Origin of the sequence: Mesorhizobium sp. M0292 (assembly GCF_040321695.1) — a bacterium.
GTDB lineage: Bacteria > Pseudomonadota > Alphaproteobacteria > Rhizobiales > Rhizobiaceae > Mesorhizobium.
Window position 1 is genome coordinate 293,002 of sequence record NZ_JAMYSB010000001.1, and the last position, 19,139, is coordinate 312,140.

The following is a 19,139-nucleotide window of genomic DNA, read 5'->3' on the forward strand; positions in this document are numbered from 1 at the left end:
CATCATGCTCTAGCCTGCGTCGTTATAGTGTCGGGCGGGGATTCGTCCACGATCGAATTCGCACAACGGAAAATTGCGTGGATCAGGAAGAACCGCAGCACGAGAAAATCCGGTTCAGGCGTGACGAGATCACCGACCTGGGGGCTTTCCCGTCCGCTTGCCGCGTGCCGCCGCTCGGCAAGGCACGGATCGGCCGCGGCTTTCGCATCCTTGCCCGGCTGTTTGCCGGCATTGGAGCCCTTGTGCTGCTGGCAGCGGCCGCCGTCTACGTCATCGGCGCCACCGGCATCGGCAACGAACGGCTGCGGTTGGAAGCCGAAACGGCGATCGAGAAACTGGCCGGTTTCGACGTCAAAGTCGCCGTCGGTCCTGCCAGCCTGACACTTGACGGATCGAGCTTCATTGCGCTGCAGGTCAAGGATGTCAGCGTCGAGACGGCCGACGGCAAGCCGATGGCCGATGCCGGGCGCGTCCGCTTCGGCATCCGGCTGGTCCCGCTGCTTTCGGGCGAGGTTCGGCTGACCAGCGCCAGGATTTCCGACGCCCATATCGTCACCGCGGCAATGCCGTCGGGTGGTGACTGGATAGCGCGCCTGCGCAATCAAGACGGTCTCATCGATCCGGAAAAACTGGCCGCCGTCGTCTTCAGTGACGTCAATCGTGCACTCGATGCCGTGCGCGAGGATTCGATGCGCCGCATCGATCTTAGAAATGTCGCGTTCGAGCTGCCCGAGGCCGGATCGGTCAAGCTGGTCACGATCGCCAACGCCACGGTGCTGCAGTCAGGCCCCGGCAGCATGGAGTTCTCGTCCGAGGCGGATGTCGATGGCCGCGCGCTCACCGTCACGGCCACCGCCACCCGCGATACGAGCTCGATGCGCGTTACCGCCTTGAACGCCGCCATCGACATGGCGGATGTCGCGGAGACAACGCCGGCGGCCGGCGGGCGAACCGGCGCGATGGCTTTGAAGCTCACGGGATCCGAAGGCTCGGGCGAGACCGATTCGCGGCTGACGGGCTCGCTGTCGCTAACCGGCTCGGTGCTCGACCTCGGCACACGCGGGCTGTTGCCGGCCGATGTCGATGTCGACGCCGCCCTTGTCTCCGGCTCCAACAAGATCGATGTCGGCAGGCTGGTTCTAAAGACCGGGCGCTCGGCGTTCAATTTCGCCGGCTCGATCGGGCCAAAGCCGTCGACCGGCGCGGCCGGCGAGGAGCCTTCCTATCGTTACGACCTGACCAGCGACGGCTCGACGCTGGCGCCTTCGGAATCGCCCGAGCCGGCGCTGAATTTCTTCGCCCGCATCGCCGGCGTCTATCAGATCAAGAGCCGCAAGCTTGTCGCCGACCAGATCGGCATCAGGTCGGGGTCGGGGAGCGAAGTGCTGGGAACCGCTGCGGTTTCCTTCATCGACAACGGACCGCCGGGTATCTCGGTGTCGCTCAACGTCCACGACATGGCGGTCTCGCACGTCAAGCAATTGTGGCCCTGGTTCTCGGCCAAGAACGCGCGGCTGTGGGTGCTGCAGAACCTGTTTGGCGGCCGCGTCGTCGATGCCAGCCTGCAGTTCCAGGTCGTGCCGGGGCGTCTCGGCAACGGCGTGCCGCTTTCGGCCGACGAGGTGTTCGGCCGGTTCCAGGTCGAGGGCTCGCGTTTCGACACCGCCGGCCGCATCCCGCCGATACGCGATGCCGTCGGCGTCGTTTCCTTCCACGGCAACGATGTCGACGTCGCGCTGTCGTCGGGCAGCGTCTATATGCCGAGCGGCCGCACCGTGGCGGCAAGCAATGGCACACTGTCGGTAAAGGCGGCAAACCACCCGCCGGTGATCGGCGCGCTCGACATCGACGTCGCCGGCGAGGCGCCGGCCATCGCCGAACTTGCCTCCTACGAACCGATCAACGCCATGCGCCATGTCGGCATCTTGCCGGACGACCTGTCGGGCACGGTGACCGGCCACGTCAAGGCCGACATTCCGTTGCAATCCGGCGTCGACACGTCGAAGCTCGATTGGCTGGTATCGCTCGACTACAAGGACCTGTCGCTCGCCAAGCCGTTCGAAGGCCAGATGGTGACCGATGCCGACGGCTCGATCGAAGTCGGGCCCGGCAAGGCGGTGATCTCTGCCAAGGCGCGGCTGAACGGCATTCCAGCCGAGCTCGATCTGGTTGAGCCGCTCAGGGATGGCGGGCCGCCGCGCAGCCGCAAGGTGGCGCTTGTGCTCGACGACAAGACGCGCGCTATCGCCATGCCTGGCCTGTCGCCGCTGATTTCCGGCACCATCAAGGTGGCAATCGACAAGAGCGGCGAAGGCGGCAGCCAGAACGTCGACGTTGACCTGACGAGCGCCAGGCTGGACATTCCCTGGGCAGGCTGGAGCAAGGGGCCGGGCATTCCCGCCAATGCCACTTTTACCATGAGCAAGTCCGGCGATACCACGACGCTGTCCGACTTCGACCTCGACGGAAAGAGCTTTTCGGTCGAAGGCGATGTCGTCCTGGTCAAGGGCGCGCTGTCTTCGGCCCGCTTCAGCAAAGTCGCCTTGAACCGGGGCGACGATGTCGCCGTGACGGTGAAGCGGTCGGGCAAGGGCTTCGCAGTCGATGTCAGCGGCAACGCGCTCGATGCCCGCTCGCTGATCAAGCAGTTCACCTCCGATGTCGATACCGCCACCAAAACCACCGGCACGGACGCGGTTTCGGTCAGCGCCGACGTCAATTCGCTAACCGGGTTCCATGACGAGGTCCTGTCCAATTTGAAGCTCGACTACAGTGCCGCCGGCTCCAGGGTGAACAGGCTCAAGGTCAGCGCCGCGGCAAGTTCCGGCGCCGCCATCACGATCAGCAATACGGCAGGCAATGGTGCTCGCGCGCTCACCATGAAGTCGGCCGACGCAGGCGCCATATTGCGCTTCCTCAACATCTACGAGCACATGGAAGGCGGATCGATCACGCTGGCGCTGAGCGGCACAGCCGACGGCCCGATGCGGGGACAGGTCGATTCGAGCAACTTCTTCATCGTCAATGAACCCAAGCTCGCCTCCATCGTCTCGACCACGCCAACCGGCGATAGCCGCAGCTTGAACGAAGCGGTCAAGGGCAAGATCGACACTTCGCGCGTAAAATTCGAGCGCGGCTTTACCGAGATCGACAAGGGGTCGGGCTATTTGAAATTGGCGAATGGCGTGCTGCGCGGCCCGCGCATCGGCACCACCTTCCAAGGCACGCTCTACGACCAGAACAACAATATGGACATGACCGGAACCTTCATGCCGGCCTATGGCCTCAACCGCATCTTTGGCGAACTGCCGCTGGTCGGCGCGCTGCTCGGCAATGGCCGCGACCGCGGGCTGATCGGCGTCACCTACCGGCTTAAGGGCAACGCCAACAAGCCGGTGCTGGACATCAACCCGCTATCGGTAATCGCGCCGGGCATTTTCCGCTCGATCTTCGAATATCGCTGAGGATCCCAGAAGACGGGTCAGACCGGCCGCACCAGAACGTGTTTTTTCTTGCCCACTGAAAGCTTTGCGACGTTTTCCGGACTCAAATCCTGAGGCGTCACCATCCGCCGGTCGTCCGCCACCGGCTGGTCGTTGAGGCGCACGGCGCCACCCTGTATGTGACGCCTTGCCTCGCCGTTTGACCCGGCAAGGCCCGCGCTGACCAGCAGCGACAGGATGCCGATGCCGGCTTCCAGCGCGGCGTCGTCCACTTCCACGGTCGGCAGCGTTTCGGCCGTCACGCCTTCCTCGAATGTCTTGCGCGCAGTTTCCTCGGCCGCGAGCGCCGCCTCGCGGCCGTGCACGATGGCCGTGGTTTCGGTGGCCAGCACCTTCTTGGCCTCGTTGATCTCCGAGCCGCCAAGGGCGGCCAGCCGCGCGATCTCCGACAGCGGCAGCCGGGTGAAGATCTTCAGGAAGCGCTCGACGTCGGCATCCTCGGTGTTGCGCCAGTACTGCCAGAAATCATAGGGCGAGAAGAGGTCGCCGTTCAGCCACACCGCGCCCTTGGCCGATTTGCCCATCTTGGCGCCCGACGATGTCGTCAGCAGCGGCGTGGTCAGCGCATAAAGCTGCGGCGTGCCCATGCGGTGGCCGAGATCGACGCCGTTGATGATGTTGCCCCACTGGTCCGAACCGCCCATCTGCAGCCGGCAGTCGTGGCGGCGGCTGAGCTCGACGAAATCATAGCCTTGCAGAATCATGTAGTTGAATTCGAGGAAGGACAGCGACTGTTCGCGCTCGAGCCGCAGCCTGACGCTGTCGAAGGTCAGCATCCGGTTGACCGAAAAGTGGCGGCCGACATCGCGCAGGAACTCGACATAGTTGAGCTTCATCAGCCAGTCGGCATTGTTGACCATGATGGCGTCATTGCCAGTGTCGCCGAAGCGCAGGATGCGGCCAAAAATTCGCTTGATGCCTTCGATGTTGGTGGCGATCGCCTCGGGCGTCAAAAGGCTGCGCTGGTCGTCACGGAAGGAAGGGTCGCCGATCATCGAGGTGCCGCCGCCCATCAGTGCGATCGGCCGGTGGCCGGTCTCCTGCATCCAGTAGAGCATGGTCGCCGATATCAGATTGCCGATGTGCAGGCTGGTCGCCGTGGCGTCGTAGCCGACATAGGCGGTCACGGTTTCCTTCGCGAAAAGTTGATCCAGCCCGGCCTCATCCGAAATCTGGTGGATGAAGCCGCGCTCGCTCATGACGCGCAGGAAATCGGACTTGAAGGCGGGCATTGTTTCTTCCTGAAAGCGCCGGGTCCGAACGGACCGGCATGGCCTGAACGCGGGCGTTTAGCATCCAAGCGCGTCAAGCAAAAGTGGTTTCCGATTTTGCGCCGGCATGGACAGCCTATTCTGCACTGCCGCGCATGCTTGCTTCATCCTGTCGGCTGGCGTAATGAGGCGCCGCGCCAACGGGTTCGATCCGCTGGAACGGCACCGCACGGCATCCACCGAATGCCATATCTTGTGACAGAGCCCGACGCGATATGCCGGACGCATTGATATCCATCGTCATTCCCTGCCGCAACGAGGCGGCGAACCTGCCGCTGCTGATCGACGAGATCGAGGCGGCGATGACCGGGCGCGACTTCGAAATCATCGTTGTCAATGACGGTTCGACTGACGACACCGCTTCGGTGCTTGCCGCTGAAGCCGCCACACGTCCGTTTCCGCTTCGGCAGCTTCGGCACGAAAAATCCGCCGGCCAGTCGCTTTCGGTGCGCTCGGGCGCCTGGGCGGCGCGCGGCTCGATAATCGCCACCATCGACGGCGACGGCCAGAACGACCCGCAATATATCCCCGTGCTGGTCGATGCGCTGCGTCGGGCAGGGCCCGATTTCGGCGCCGCGCAGGGGCAGCGCTTGAAGCGCCGCGACAGCAAGATCAAGCAATTGGCATCGCGTTTCGCCAACTGGCTGCGCGGCGCGATCCTGCATGACGACACCCGCGACACCGGCTGCGGCTTGAAGGCGATCCACACCGATATCTTGCGCAAACTGCCGTTTTTCGACGGTACGCATCGTTTCGTTCCGGCGCTTGTCATCCAGGAAGGCTACCGCGTCGTCCATTGCGACGTCGTCGACCGCTCCCGCCGCCACGGCAAGTCGAATTACGGCATCTTCGATCGCGGCCTGCAGGGCGCGCTCGATCTCGCCGGCGTCTGGTGGCTTCGGCGCCGGCGCCGCAGAATGCCAAAGGTAGAGGAAATCACGCATGGCTAACGTGTTTCAGGAATTGGCGACCTGGCTGCACCAGGTTTTTGTCAAGCAGTTCGACGCCTGGGTTCTGCTCGGCTTCGTTGCCCAGTTCTTCTTCACCATGCGCTTCCTGGTGCAGTGGATCGCTTCGGAAAAGGCCAAGCGCAGCGTCGTGCCGATCGCTTTCTGGTTCTTCTCGCTGTTCGGCGGCGGGCTGCTGCTGGTCTACGCCATCCAGCGTGAGGATCCGGTGTTCATCGCCGGCCAGGCCATGGGCATGGTGATCTATGTCAGAAATTTATGGCTCATCGCCAATGAGCGCAAGGCGGCGATGACCAAGGTCGACTGAGCCACCAGTCCCGCCAAATCCAGTCTGTCCGGTGTTGACCAGTCTGTCCGGTGTCGAAATGAGCAGGAACTACATCTTTCTCTTCCTGTTCAGCCTGATGATGACGGCGTCGGGACTGGCCTCTTTGCCGCCGCTCGACCGCGACGAGCCGCGCTTCGTCCAGGCGACCAAGCAGATGACGGAGACCGGCGACTATGTCGACATCCGCTTCCAGGACGCGTCGCGCTACCAAAAGCCGATCGGCATCTACTGGCTGCAATCGGCGGCGGTGACGCTGAGCGGCGAGGGGGCACAGGCGCCGATCTGGATCTACCGGCTGATCTCGGCGCTGGGCATCGCCATCGCCGTCGTCGCAATCGCCTGGACCGGGGCCAATCTGTTCGGCGCCAATGCCGGTCTTGCCGCCGGCCTGGTCATGGCGGCGATTTTCGCCACCGCCTTCGAAGGCCGCGACGCCAAGACCGACGCGATGCTGCTTGCCTGCTGCGTTCTGGCGCAAGGCGCGCTGGCGCAGATTTATCTGGCATCGCGCCGCAACGAGCCTGTCGCCGGCCATCTGCCGTGGATTTTCTGGGCTGCGCAGGGCGCAGCTATCCTCATCAAGGGGCCGATTGCACCGCTGCTGTCGGCGCTGACGGTGCTCACGCTGGTTGCTTTCGAGCGCGACTGGCGCTGGCTGGCGAGGCTGAAAGCCGGGCGTGGGCTGATTCTGGTGCTGTTGATCGTGCTGCCTTGGCTCGCCCTCATCACCTGGAAGAGCAACGGCGCCTTCCTGCAGCAGGCCGTCGGCAAGGATATGCTCGGCAAGGTCGCGCAAGGCGAGGAGTCGCACGGCGTTCCGCCGGGCTTCTACGTGCTGACCTATTGCCTGTTCATGTGGCCGTTCGGCCTTGTGGCGCTCGGCGCCGGGCTGCAGGCGCTCAACCGATTGCGCGACGATCCGCGCCTGCGTTTCTGCCTCGCCTGGTACGTTCCGTTCTGGCTCGTCTTCGAATTGATCCCGACGAAACTGCCGCATTATGTGCTGCCGGCCTATCCCGGCATGGCCCTGCTCATCGGCTGGCTTTTGACGCTGACACCGCAAGAGGCAAATGCGCCGCTCAGGCGCTGGCAGACATGGCTGTGGTGGGCGACCGCATTCGGCACCGTTCTGGTGACAGTCGGTCTCGCCGTGCTTTGCGTCGGTGCGCCGATCTATCTCATGAAGACATTTTTATGGTGGAGCGTTCCGGCCGCCGCGGCAGCATTGGGCGCCGGCTACCTCGCTGTTTCGCGCCAGACGCTGGTGCCGCTGGTCCGCATCGGCGGGGCTGCGGTTTGCGCCGGTATAACCTACGCCCTGCTGTTCGGTGTCATCGTGCCGTCACTGAAACCGATTTGGATGAGCCGGGAAATCGAGGCGGCGGTTCGCGCCGATCGTCCCTGTGAGATGAGCGTGCTCGCCTCCGCGCAATATCACGAACCGAGCCTGGTATTTCTGGTGGGCACAAAGACGGTACTGACCGATGTCGACGGGGTTGCGCAACATCTGCTTGGCGATCCGGCCTGCGCGCTGGGCCTGGCGCCGGTCGGCGATCAAAAACGGCTGGATGACCTTCTGGCAGGGCAAGGCAAGAAGGCCAGCCGCGTCGCCGAGATCGACGGCATCAACTATTCGTCAGGTGATAAATTGTCGCTCGGCCTGTACCGTGTGGCGAACTGATACCTCTTCAATGATCGCGCCGAGCTCCGCATGTTGATGAAGTCGCCATCACCGGCGCGTGCCGCTATGCCTGCCATGCTCCGGCAGTCTGTCGATAATTTCCGCGATACTTTCGGGATTGTACGGCATCGCCTGGCGACGCGCCCGGCGCGCTACCCGAAAATCCTGTGGTCGGTCTGGGTGGTGGCCTGGCTTTTGCTGACGATCGCGGTGTCGCTCCGTTTCGACCATCTTGCAGGGACCATGGCGAGGGAGTGGGCTTCAGGCTCGACCAATGTCTTTCGCATCGCCGAGTTTTTTACCTTCTTCGGCCTTGGCGGCTGGTATCTTGTCCCGTCGGTACTGGTGCTGATTGCCGCGAATCTGACGGATTGGCGCAGCCTTTCCCGGCGGGCGCGGATGACCTTCTACAACTGGACCTGCTTTGCTTTCATGGTGCTGGGTTCGATCGCACTCTCGGCCATGGTCGTCAACGTGCTGAAATATGGCGTGGGCAGAGCCAGGCCGATGAATTTCGACAAGCTCGGCGATCTGTCGCTGCATCCTTTTTCCTTGGAGGCGCGCTTTGCCAGCTTCCCGTCCGGCCATGCCACGACCATGGGCGTCATTTTCGGCATTGCACTGCTGTTGTTGCCCCAGCGCAGATGGGTGCTGCTGGCAGCAACCTTGTCGGTCGCATCGACCCGGATCTTTATCGGCGCGCACTATCCGAGCGACACTGTCGCCGGATTCGGCCTTGGCTGTGCTGTTGCGATCGTCTGCGCGATGGTGCTTGGCCGGCTGGGATGTATCTTCCGCTACACGGCGTCGGGGTTGCCGGTGGCAAAAACTACGTTCAGCCTATTCCGTCGGGCTCGCAAACCAAACCAAAAACGATGCGCCGAGACAGACGAATTTCGGCATTGGAGCGGCGCCGGCAAGCAACTGAATTGCTGACGCCTTTGGAACTATCTAAGACCACCCCAGCTAGCTGTCGATGCCGCCCCAACTCCGCACCAGCCGAGCCATGTCAGGCGCGCCGGCGGCTTCCTTCTCCAGCCCTTCGGCGACACCGACGCGGTCGGCGACAGGCCGGTTCTGGCTGACTTTCCACTTGCCGCTGATTTCGGCGATCTCGATCTCGAGCCCGATGATGCCCTTGATCTGCGACTGGATGAAGGTCGGCGGCGCATCGGTCACCGCCCAGGGTGCCTCGCGGGCGCCTTCCTGTGACAGCGTCAGCTCGGTGATCTGCTGTGCGATCCAGGCGGAATCCTCGGTCACTCTTACCGTTCCTCGCACCTGGACAATGGCGTAGTTCCAGGTCGGCACGACCTTGCCGGTCTCGCGCTTGGTCTCGTACCAGGACGGCGTCACATAGGCGTCGGCGCCTTGGAAGACGACCAGCACCGGCGATGTCGGATTGTCGGCGAGCAGGCGCCATTGCGGGTTGGCCCTGGCCAGATGGGCGCGCAGCCGGCCATTCGGCCCAACCTCGGCATCAAGCAGGAAGGGAATGGCGTTGGCGACAGGGCCATCGGCACCGTTGGAGATCAGCAACCCCAGCGGATGCTCCCGGATCAGCCCGTGCAGGACGTCCTGCCGCGTTTCCTGGAAATGGGGAGGCTGGTACATGATCGGTCATGCCTTCTTCGGCTGGCTAAACCGGTATTGTGCACCGTTCAGCCAAGCCGCGCCACATGTCAGGCGGGCTTCACCGTTTGGATCAGCCGAAATGGCATTGTCGCGCCCGTCATGGGCACGACTGTGCACGGCATCGGACCGGGAGTTTTTGTTTTGACGCAATTCCGGACGGAAAACCCGTTTACACTTTTCCTGGAATTGCTCTTAGCGCAGCCGCTTCGGCCGCGGATCGGACAATTCGCCGGCCAGCCGCCGGTCGAGATAGTCGGCGCATTCCTCGAGCAGCAGATCGGCGTCGTTGGCGAAGAAGTGGTTGGCGCCGGGCAAGGTCTTCTGCGTGATGGTGATGCCCTTTTGCGTGTGCAGCTTGTCGACCAGGCCCTGCACATCCTTGGGCGGCGCCACCTTGTCGGCATCGCCATGGATGATCAGACCCGATGACGGGCAGGGCGCCAGGAACGAGAAATCATAGGTGTTGGGCTGCGGCGCGATCGAGATGAAGCCCTCGATCTCGGGCCGGCGCATCAGAAGCTGCATGCCGATCCAGGAGCCGAAGGAATAACCGGCCACCCAGCAGCTCTTGGAATCCGGATGCAGCGACTGCACCCAGTCGAGCGCTGCGGCGGCATCCGACAATTCGCCGGTGCCGTGGTCGAATTCGCCCTGGCTGCGGCCGATGCCGCGGAAGTTGAAGCGAAGCGTGGTGAAATCGCGCTTCTGGAACATGTAGAAGAGGTCATAGACGATCTTGTTGTTCATCGTGCCGCCGAATTGCGGATGCGGATGCAACACGATGGCAATCGGCGCGCTCTTCTCCTTGGAAGGCTGGTAGCGGCCCTCCAGGCGGCCGGCCGGACCGGTGAAAATGACCTCAGGCATGAACTACTCCAAATGGCATACGAATGCGCGGCGCCCGGAACAACTCTTTACTCTAGCCCCAGCCCTTCCGGGCCTTGACGCAGGGCAAGCGTCTTCTTAGAAGCTAGTTTAGAATTGTTCAAAACTGGATAGCCAGCCGTGACGGCCCGGCCATCCTCGCCGCAAGCCGCGTAAATAGGACGTCTTGCCTTGCAATTTCAAGGAAATAACGCGCTATCCTTGCGGAAAGGGTCTTGACGGGATCGATTGGGTGAAAATGGCCGCAGCACGCGCCTATCTCGACTACAATGCCAGCGCGCCGCTCATTACCGAGGCGCGCGAGGCGATGATTGCCGCGCTCGATCTCGTCGCCAATCCGTCGTCGGTGCATGCCGAGGGGCGCGCGGCGCGGCGCCTGATCGACACTGCCCGGCGCGATGTGGCAGCACTTGTCGGCGCCAAGGCCGAGCATGTCGTCTTCACCTCGGGCGCGACGGAAGCCGCATCGACGCTGCTGACGCCGGATTGGCGGATGGGCCGTGGCACGGTGCGCATGAGCCGGCTCTATGTGTGCGAGGCCGACCACCCTTGCCTGTTGAACGGCGGCCGCTTCCCGGCAACACAGGTTTCGCGGATCGGCGTCGACGCCGATGGCATTGCCGACCTCGCTCAGCTGACAGCCGCTCTGGCCGCGCATGACAAGGCCGAAGGCCTGCCGTTGGTCGCGATCCATGCCGCCAACAACGAGACCGGCGTCATCCAGCCGATCGAGGCAATCGCTGCAATCGTCAAGGCGGCGGGCGGCATTCTGGTGGTCGACGCGGTGCAGGCTGCGGGCCGTGGTCCCATCGATATGTCAGCGGCTTACGCTGACTATTTGATTCTGTCTTCGCACAAGATCGGCGGCCCCAAGGGTGTCGGCGCCGTCGTTGCGGCAGCCGATCTGATGATGCCGAAGCCGCTGATCAATGGCGGCGGCCAGGAAAAGGGCCATCGCGGCGGCACCGAAAACCTGGCGGCCATCGCCGGCTTTGGCGCCGCGGCGCGGCAGGCTTTGGCTGGACTGAACCATGTCGATACGCTCGCGCACCGGCGCGGCGAGGTCGAAACCATCATCAAAACACTGGTGCCGGACGCAGAAATCTTCGGAACCGGCGCGCCAAGGCTTGCCAATACGACATTCTTCGCTATTCCCGGCATCAAGGCCGAGACGGCGCAGATCGCTTTCGATCTGGCCGGCGTTGCGCTGTCGGCGGGATCGGCCTGTTCGTCGGGCAAGGTCGGGCCGAGCCATGTGCTGAAAGCCATGGGTCACGGCGACAGCCTGGGCGCTTTGCGCGTGTCCATCGGCCACGCAACGAGTGCCGGGGATATCGAACTGTTCCGTGCTGCGCTGGCCGGTATTGCCCAGCGCCGGGCGGGCAGGGAACAAGCCGCCTGAGGCGGCGACAAAGAATTCAGGCCTCGCGGCCTGGTAGAGCCGTGCGTTTGCAAGTGGCCGGGTGAATTCCCGGCCGAGACGCACTATATGAAACTTACGCCGCCTTCGGCGCCTCATGGGCAGCCCTCGGCGATGCCATAGTTTGAAAACTGTCGGGCCTTGACCCCGGCGTGGATGGAGAACGCTTATGCCTGCTGTGCAGGACACGATCGATCGGGTCCGAAAGATCGACGTCGACCAGTACAAATACGGATTCCAGACAGAGATCGCGATGGACAAGGCCCCCAAGGGCCTGAGCGAAGACATTATTCGCTTCATCTCGGCCAAGAAGGATGAACCGTCCTGGATGCTGGAATGGCGTCTGGAAGCCTATCGGCGCTGGCTGACGCTGGAAGAGCCGACCTGGGCGCGCGTCCATTATCCGAAGATCGATTTTCAGGACCTCTATTACTACGCAGCGCCCAAGAGCACGCCCGGCCCGACCTCGCTGAGCGACGTCGATCCCGAGCTGTTGAAGGTCTACGAGAAGCTCGGCATTCCGCTGCGGGAACAAGAAATCCTCGCCGGCGTGCAGAAAACCGACGTCTCCGATCTCGAGGAGCCCAGCGACAACGTCTACAAATCGGGCCGTGTCGCCGTCGACGCGGTGTTTGATTCCGTTTCCGTCGTCACCACGTTCAAGAAGGAACTGGCGCAGGCCGGCGTCATCTTCTGCTCGATCTCGGAAGCCATCCGCGAGCATCCGGAGCTGGTGCAGAAATATCTCGGCTCGGTCGTGCCGACATCCGACAATTTCTACGCCACGCTGAATTCGGCTGTCTTCACCGACGGCTCGTTCGTCTTCGTGCCCAAGGGCGTGCGCTGCCCGATGGAGCTGTCGACCTATTTCCGCATGAACGAGAAGAACACCGGCCAGTTCGAGCGCACGCTGATCATCGCCGAGGAGGGGGCTTACGTCTCCTATCTCGAAGGCTGCACGGCGCCGCAGCGCGACGAGAACCAGCTGCATGCCGCCGTCGTCGAACTGGTGGCGCTCGACGATGCCGAGATCAAATATTCGACGGTGCAGAACTGGTACCCCGGCGATGCCGAGGGCAAGGGCGGCATCTACAATTTCGTCACCAAGCGCGGCGACTGCCGCGGCCACCGTTCGAAGATCTCGTGGACGCAGGTCGAGACCGGTTCGGCGATCACCTGGAAATATCCCAGCTGCATCCTGCGCGGCGATGATTCCTCCGGCGAGTTCTATTCGATCGCCGTGTCGAACGGCTACCAGCAGGTCGACAGCGGCACCAAGATGATCCATCTCGGCAAGAACACGTCGAGCCGCATCATCTCCAAGGGCATCGCCGCCGGCTTCTCGCAGAACACCTATCGCGGCCAGGTCTCGGCGCACCGCAAGGCGACCAACGCCCGCAACTTCACCAATTGCGATAGTCTCCTGATCGGCGACCAGTGCGGCGCGCACACCGTGCCCTACATGGAAGCCAAGAACTCGACGGCGCAGTTCGAGCATGAGGCGACGACGTCGAAGATTTCCGAGGACCAGAAATTCTACGTCATGCAGCGCGGCATCCCCGAGGAGGAGGCGATCGCGCTGATCGTCAACGGCTTCGTCAAGGATGTCATCCAGCAGCTGCCGATGGAGTTCGCGGTCGAAGCGCAGAAGCTGATCGGCATCAGCCTTGAGGGTAGCGTGGGGTGACAAGGGCGCGCAAACGCGAATCCGTGGAAAAACATGTCTATCTGCGGGAACGAGTGGATAACTGGGAAGCGGGCCTGGGCCTTGCATTCTGGTTTTGCGCGATAGGGATAGTGCTGCTCGGCGCGGCCTACTCGCCGGATGGCTTTTGGCGAGGATTTTGGCAAGCCGTGACGCAGATGTAGAAAACCGGGCGTAGGCGCTCGGATAGGCAATGCGATGGACACTGGAAGGATAGCGACCCGCCAAGCGTTCAGGGCCGTGCACAAGGCACAGGATTGCAACTGAACGTTTGAAAGGAAGTTGAAGTGATGGATACGGTTCCGATCGTTTTTTACGCTTTGGTGTGCGGCGCGCTCTGCGCTATCGCGCCCTCTATCCAGTCGACGCCGCGCCGGATGGCGGCGGGCGCCGTGACCGGGCTGGTCTCGGCAATTATACTGCCGTTTCTGCGCCACTTGGTTGATGGCTGAAGAGATGACCATGACGCTGCCTCGCGACGAGATCTGGTTTGCGGTTCGCTGGCGGCGGCTGTGGGCGGTTCGTCGCGAGGGCAACATCGCCACGATGAAATACGCCGCGGCCGCAGTGGCCTCGGCACTGGTAGGCGCCGTTTTGGCGGCGTTCGTCCATCCGCTGGTCGGCCTTGCGGTTTTCGCGGTAGGGTTCGGCCTGTCCTTCTGGCGGTTCAAAACCCTGCAGCGCCGGCACACCGATTACACAGTCACCTACGACGATTATTTCAGAGAAAAGAACAATGCTTGAGATCAAGAACCTGCATGCCCGCATCGTCGATGATGGCACCGAGATCATCCGCGGCCTGAACCTGACGGTGAAAGACGGCGAGGTCGCCGCCATCATGGGCCCGAACGGCTCGGGCAAATCGACGCTGTCCTACATCCTCGCCGGCCGTGAGGACTATGAGGTCACCGAAGGCGACATCCTCTATAACGGCCAGTCGATCCTCGAAATGGATCCGGCCGAGCGCGCCACGGCAGGCATCTTCCTCGCCTTCCAGTATCCGATGGAGATACCTGGTGTCGCGACCATGGAATTCCTGAAGGTGGCGATGAACGAGCAGCGCAAGGCGCGCGGCGAGGAGCCGCTAAAAATTCCGGAATTTTTGAAGCGGGTGAAAGAGGCGGCAGCCTCGCTCTCGATGGACATGGCGATGCTGAAGCGGCCGCTCAATGTCGGCTTTTCCGGCGGCGAGAAGAAGCGGGCCGAGATCCTGCAGATGAAGCTGCTGGAGCCAAAGCTCTGCGTGCTCGACGAGACCGATTCAGGCCTAGACATCGATGCGCTGAAGATCGTCTCGGACGGCGTCAACGCGCTGCGTTCGCCCGACCGTGCCATCATCGTCATCACCCACTACCAGCGCCTGCTCGAGCACATCGTGCCGGATAGCGTGCATGTGCTTTACAAGGGCCAGGTGATCAAGTCCGGCGACAAGTCGCTGGCGCTCGATCTCGAAGCCAATGGCTATGCCGGCGTGATCGGCGAAGCCGCGTGAGATGCCAGGTCATTTTGTACCAAAAGACAGGGCCAAGCTTATGAACATGCATTCGACACCCCAGCGCACCCAGGCCGAAACGGCGCTGATCGACGCTTTCGGCGAGCGGCTGTCGCTGCTGCCGGGCGACGGTGCGGTGATGCTGAAGCGCGACGACGCCATCGAGGCGATCAAGCACGGCCTGCCGACGCGGCGCATCGAATCCTGGCATTACACTGACCTGCGCCGGCTGTTGACCGCGGTGCCGGCGTTCGATCCGACGGCCGCCGCCAAGGGGCTGGCTCCCATCGTCGAAGGTTCCGCCGTGCTGGCGGTTCTGAACGGCGTCTCGAGTGCGAAATTCCCTGCCATCGAAGGCGTGACCGTCCAGCGCCTGTCGGAAAAGCTGACCGATGGCTCGATTGCGCCCGGCCTCGACCCCTATGGCAGCGATGACGCCATTGGCGCGCTGAACACTGCTTTCGTCGCCGACGGCTATTTCGTCGACATCGCCGATGGCGCAGCACTGGAAAAGCCGATCGAATTGCAGAACGTGCAAGCCGGCGGACAGACCCATGTGCGCTTTCCCGTGCGTGTCGGCGCCGGCGCCAAGGCTGCGATCGTCGAGCGTCAGGCGGGCGAGGGCGCGGCTCTGGCCAGCTCCGTGAGCCAGATGGTGCTGGACGAAGGCGCCGAGGTGACCTGGCTGATCATCCAGGAACAGCCGGAAACGGCCACCCATCTGGCGCAGTTCAAGGCGCATCTCGGCAAGAATTCGAAGCTGACGCTGTTCTTCATGAATGCCGGCGGCAAGCTTGTGCGCCAGGAGATCGTGGTGAAGACCACGGGCGAAGGCGCCGATTTCAAATTGCGCGGCATCAACCTGCTCGCCGGCGACACCCACACCGACGTGACCATGGTGCTCGACCATGCCGTGCCGCATACGACGTCGACGGAAGTGATCCGCAATGTCGTGACCGGCAAGGCGCGCGGCGTCTTCCAGGGCCGCATCAACGTCCACCAATACGCGCAAAAAACCAACGCCAAGATGGCCTGCAACACGCTGCTTTTGTCGGACGATGGCGAGTTCTCGACCAAGCCTGAGCTGGAGATCTTCGCCGACGACGTCATCTGCGGCCATGGCGCGACCGTTACCGAGATCGACCACAACCATCTGTTCTACCTGATGGCGCGCGGCATCGACGAGAAGAGCGCCCGCGGCTTGCTGGTGAAGGCGTTCGTGGCCGAAGTAATCGAGGAACTGGACGACGAAACCATCGTCGAGGCCCTGGAAACAAGGCTGGACGACTGGTTCGTGGCGCACGGGTAAGCGCCTCTTTCCCTTCTCCCCTTGTGGGGTCCGAAGGACGGGCGAGGCAAGTGACTCGCCCCGGGCGGTGGCCGAGCGAAGCTCGGTCGGATGAGGGGTGCGTGACGAAGTGAGGCGGTGCCTCAAGAGAGCTTGTAATGGACCAGAAGATCGAAACAACCCCATACGACGTCGAGGCGATCCGCCGCGACTTCCCGATCCTGTCGCGCGAAGTCTACGGCAAACCGCTGGTCTATCTCGACAATGGCGCCTCGGCGCAGAAGCCGCAGGTGGTGCTGGATACGATCCAGCACGCCTATTCCCAGGAATACGCCAACGTCCATCGCGGCCTGCATTTCCTGTCCAATGCCGCAACCGACGCCTATGAGAAGGCGCGCGAGACGGTGCGCCGTTTCCTCAATGCGCCAAGCACCGACAACATCGTCTTCACCTCCAACACGACAGCCGCCATCAACACCGTGGCTTACGGCTATGGCATGCCCAATATCGGCGCGGGCGACGAGATCGTGCTGTCGATCATGGAGCACCACTCCAACATCGTGCCGTGGCATTTCATCCGGGAACGGCAGGGCGCCAAGCTGGTCTGGGTGCCGGTCGACGATCTCGGCATCTTCCACATCGAGGAATTCGAAAAGCGCCTGACCGACAAGACCAGGCTCGTCGCCATCACGCATATGTCGAACGCGCTGGGCACGGTGACGCCGATCAAGGAAATCGTGCGCATCGCGCATTCGCGTGGCATTCCCGTACTTGTCGATGGCAGCCAGAGCGCCGTGCACATGCCGATCGACGTCCAGGACCTCGACTGCGATTTCTTCGTCTTCACCGGTCACAAGGTTTACGGGCCGTCCGGCATCGGCGTGCTTTACGGCAAGAAGGATATTCTCTCGGCCATGCGCCCTTTCATGGGCGGCGGCGAGATGATCGAGGAAGTGACGGAAGACGTCGTCACCTACAACGAGCCGCCGCACCGCTTCGAGGCCGGCACGCCGCCGATCGTCCAGGCGATCGGGCTGGGTACAGCATTGGAATACATGGAAAAGATCGGCCGCGAGCGCATCGCCGCGCACGAGGCCGACCTCAAGACCTACGCGCACGAGCGGCTGCGCGCCATCAACTCGCTGCGCATCTTCGGCGACGCGCCGGACAAGGGCGCCATCATTTCCTTCGAATTGCAGGGCATTCATGCCCATGACGTGTCGATGGTGATAGACAGGCAAGGTGTTGCCGTCCGCGCGGGCACCCATTGCGCCCAGCCGCTGTTGAAACGCTTTGGCGTAACCTCCACATGCAGGGCATCGTTCGGCATGTATAATACCAGGGCCGAAGTCGACGCTTTGGCCGATGCGCTGGAAAAAGCGCGCAAGTTCTTCGGGTGACAGGTTCTTTGGATGACGACCATGGATGATGCGAGCCACACCACCGCGCCGGAAGCGGCCGTCAATCCGGTGGTTTCCGCCTCGGCAATTCCCGCCGACGAGCTGGCGCGGCTGACCGACGACATCGTCTCGGCGCTGAAGACGGTCTATGACCCGGAAATACCGGCCGACATCTATGAGCTCGGCCTCATCTACAAGATCGACATCGAGGACAACCGCGCGGTCAAGATCGACATGACGCTGACCGCGCCCGGCTGTCCGGTGGCCGGCGAAATGCCCGGCTGGGTGGAAAACGCCGTCGGCGCCGTCGAAGGCGTCTCCGGCGTCGAGGTCAACATGACCTTCGACCCGCCCTGGTCGCCCGACCGCATGTCGGAAGAGGCGCAGGTGGCGGTGGGCTGGTACTAGGTTGACTGAGGTTGGTGCACTTGCACCAGTGGTAAAACTTCACCATTTTAGGTGAGGAATCATTCGGCAGGCCTTGAACCTGCATGGAATGGAAGAGGAAAAAGAATGGGACGCTTCGCCGTCATCACGATGACCGAAAAGGCCGCCGACCGGGTGCGCGAGATCGTCGCCACGCGCGACAATGCGCATGGCATTCGCCTCGGCATCAAGAAGGGCGGTTGCGCCGGCATGGAATACACGGTCGACCTGGTGACCGAGCCCAATACCAAGGACGACCATATCGAACGCGACGGCGCGCATGTCTATGTCGCGCCCGAGGCTGCCCTTTTCCTGTTCGGCACCGAGATGGATTTCGAGCAGACGACGCTGCGCACCGGCTTCACCTTCCACAACCCGAACCAGAGTTCGGCCTGCGGCTGCGGCGAATCCGTCGAACTGAAGCCCGCCGACCTGAAGGCGCTGGCTGAGGCGCGCGCTTCGGCCTGATCTTCCTTCTCCCCGTTCACGGGGAGGTGAGGAATGGTCCGCGCAGCGGGCGAAAAGCCAATTGCTTGGCTTTTCGAATGACGAACGGCCCGAAGGGCCGGATGAGGGGCAGCGCTGACCATCGGAAGTCGCGCTCCGCGCCTCCCTGCTTACTTCACCCACATCTTCGTCCGCTTGTGCCAGTCGGCGATCGATTCCTCGGGATAGACGTCGAAGACCTTGTCCTTTTTGCCGATCACCGGCTCGACCCAACTCGCCTTGTATTTCAACATCAGATGCACCTTCTCCGGCGGTTTCGGCAACTCGCTGTCGATTGCCGAGGCGAAGGGGTGGACCAGGTCCGGCCATGTCGGATCGTAGAGCCAGAGCGCCGAACCGCACTTCTTGCAGAAATTGCGCTCGCCCGTCGAAATCTCGCACTTTGGATGCTCGTCGTCCGCGATCTCGGCCTGGTAGACGCCGAGATTGCGCTTGCCCTTGATTTTCAGCGTCTTGTAATCGGCGCCGAGATTGATGGCGAAGCCGCCGCCGCCCTGCTGCTTGCGGCAGATCGAGCAGTAGCACAGCATGAACGGCACCGGCGTGTTGCTCTCCACCTCGAAATGGACGGCATCGCAGCGGCAGGATCCCTTGAGCAGCAGCGGCATGACAGAACTCCGACGGATGGCT

At 62.6% G+C, this 19,139-nt stretch carries 18 protein-coding genes; 14 read left to right on the top strand and 4 right to left on the bottom strand.

All coding sequences use genetic code 11. From position 1 onward, the window contains the following. The first annotated feature begins 77 nt into the window (after positions 1-77). The gene (locus NKI96_RS01470) at positions 78-3,464 is read left to right on the top strand and encodes a hypothetical protein (protein WP_352802624.1); all 3,387 of its coding nucleotides are present in this window, start codon (positions 78-80) and stop codon (positions 3,462-3,464) included. A 17-nt stretch (positions 3,465-3,481) separates the two neighbouring features. Here the strand turns inward: NKI96_RS01470 and tyrS are convergent, their stop codons facing one another. Further along, the gene (gene tyrS / locus NKI96_RS01475) at positions 3,482-4,735 is read right to left on the bottom strand and encodes a tyrosine--tRNA ligase (RefSeq protein WP_352802626.1); all 1,254 of its coding nucleotides are present in this window, start codon (positions 4,733-4,735) and stop codon (positions 3,482-3,484) included. A gap of 254 nt (positions 4,736-4,989) precedes the next feature. Here tyrS and NKI96_RS01480 point away from each other — a divergent pair, with 254 nt between their 5' ends. From NKI96_RS01480 to NKI96_RS01495, 4 genes are read left to right on the top strand one after another with little or no spacing between them, the layout of a single operon-like run. After that, complete coding sequence (locus NKI96_RS01480) at positions 4,990-5,724, top strand: glycosyltransferase family 2 protein (RefSeq protein WP_023694104.1); 735 nt, start codon at positions 4,990-4,992, stop codon at positions 5,722-5,724. Further along, positions 5,717-6,049: a lipid-A-disaccharide synthase N-terminal domain-containing protein gene (locus NKI96_RS01485; protein ID WP_023669132.1), complete on the top strand. Its 333-nt coding sequence runs from the start codon at positions 5,717-5,719 to the stop codon at positions 6,047-6,049. The genes NKI96_RS01480 and NKI96_RS01485 overlap by 8 nt, the downstream gene beginning before the upstream one ends. 58 nt (positions 6,050-6,107) lie before the next feature. Then, positions 6,108-7,751 carry an ArnT family glycosyltransferase gene (locus tag NKI96_RS01490; RefSeq protein WP_023697552.1) on the top strand — a complete coding sequence of 548 codons (1,644 nt, stop codon included), beginning with the start codon at positions 6,108-6,110 and terminating at the stop codon, positions 7,749-7,751. 30 nt (positions 7,752-7,781) lie between these two features. Next, positions 7,782-8,687 (top strand): phosphatase PAP2 family protein, encoded by a 906-nt coding sequence (locus tag NKI96_RS01495; RefSeq protein ID WP_352802629.1) that lies wholly within the window; start codon positions 7,782-7,784, stop codon positions 8,685-8,687. A gap of 30 nt (positions 8,688-8,717) precedes the next feature. On the opposite strand, the gene NKI96_RS01500 is transcribed toward NKI96_RS01495, so the two are convergent. Both NKI96_RS01500 and NKI96_RS01505 read right to left on the bottom strand, forming a co-directional pair. Beyond that, positions 8,718-9,365, bottom strand: coding sequence for an FMN-binding negative transcriptional regulator (locus tag NKI96_RS01500; RefSeq protein WP_352802632.1), 648 nt, complete (start codon positions 9,363-9,365; stop codon positions 8,718-8,720). Positions 9,366-9,578: 213 nt separating this feature from the next. Further along, positions 9,579-10,253 carry an alpha/beta hydrolase gene (locus NKI96_RS01505; RefSeq protein ID WP_023669128.1) on the bottom strand — a complete coding sequence of 225 codons (675 nt, stop codon included), beginning with the start codon at positions 10,251-10,253 and terminating at the stop codon, positions 9,579-9,581. Between the two features lie 256 nt (positions 10,254-10,509). On the opposite strand from NKI96_RS01505, the gene NKI96_RS01510 reads away from it, so the two are divergent. The 9 genes from NKI96_RS01510 (at position 10,510) to sufA (ending at position 18,470) form a co-directional block, all read left to right on the top strand. Next, positions 10,510-11,673: a cysteine desulfurase family protein gene (locus NKI96_RS01510; protein ID WP_352802635.1), complete on the top strand. Its 1,164-nt coding sequence runs from the start codon at positions 10,510-10,512 to the stop codon at positions 11,671-11,673. A gap of 187 nt (positions 11,674-11,860) precedes the next feature. Further along, entirely contained in the window at positions 11,861-13,378 is a 1,518-nt protein-coding gene (gene sufB, locus NKI96_RS01515) for a Fe-S cluster assembly protein SufB (protein ID WP_023706434.1), read from the top strand. 308 nt (positions 13,379-13,686) lie between these two features. Further along, positions 13,687-13,848, top strand: a complete 162-nt coding sequence (locus tag NKI96_RS01520; protein ID WP_352802638.1) for a hypothetical protein — start codon at positions 13,687-13,689, stop codon at positions 13,846-13,848. Between the two features lie 4 nt (positions 13,849-13,852). Next, the gene (locus NKI96_RS01525; RefSeq protein ID WP_352802641.1) at positions 13,853-14,140 is read left to right on the top strand and encodes a hypothetical protein; all 288 of its coding nucleotides are present in this window, start codon (positions 13,853-13,855) and stop codon (positions 14,138-14,140) included. Next, on the top strand, positions 14,133-14,888 hold the full coding sequence (sufC, locus tag NKI96_RS01530; RefSeq protein WP_352802644.1) for a Fe-S cluster assembly ATPase SufC: 756 nt from the start codon (positions 14,133-14,135) through the stop codon (positions 14,886-14,888). Before NKI96_RS01525 ends, sufC begins: the two co-directional genes overlap by 8 nt. A gap of 40 nt (positions 14,889-14,928) precedes the next feature. Further along, positions 14,929-16,197, top strand: coding sequence for a Fe-S cluster assembly protein SufD (sufD, locus tag NKI96_RS01535; RefSeq protein WP_352802646.1), 1,269 nt, complete (start codon positions 14,929-14,931; stop codon positions 16,195-16,197). Positions 16,198-16,334: 137 nt separating this feature from the next. Continuing rightward, positions 16,335-17,576 (top strand): cysteine desulfurase, encoded by a 1,242-nt coding sequence (locus tag NKI96_RS01540; RefSeq protein WP_023697558.1) that lies wholly within the window; start codon positions 16,335-16,337, stop codon positions 17,574-17,576. Positions 17,577-17,597: 21 nt separating this feature from the next. Beyond that, entirely contained in the window at positions 17,598-17,984 is a 387-nt protein-coding gene (locus NKI96_RS01545) for an SUF system Fe-S cluster assembly protein (protein ID WP_023684865.1), read from the top strand. 105 nt (positions 17,985-18,089) lie between these two features. Further along, a complete protein-coding gene (gene sufA / locus NKI96_RS01550; protein WP_013532156.1) occupies positions 18,090-18,470 on the top strand; it encodes a Fe-S cluster assembly scaffold SufA in 381 nt (126 codons plus the stop codon). Positions 18,471-18,619: 149 nt separating this feature from the next. Here the strand turns inward: sufA and NKI96_RS01555 are convergent, their stop codons facing one another. After that, positions 18,620-19,117, bottom strand: coding sequence for a GFA family protein (locus tag NKI96_RS01555; protein WP_023697559.1), 498 nt, complete (start codon positions 19,115-19,117; stop codon positions 18,620-18,622). Between the last annotated feature and the right edge of the window lie 22 nt (positions 19,118-19,139).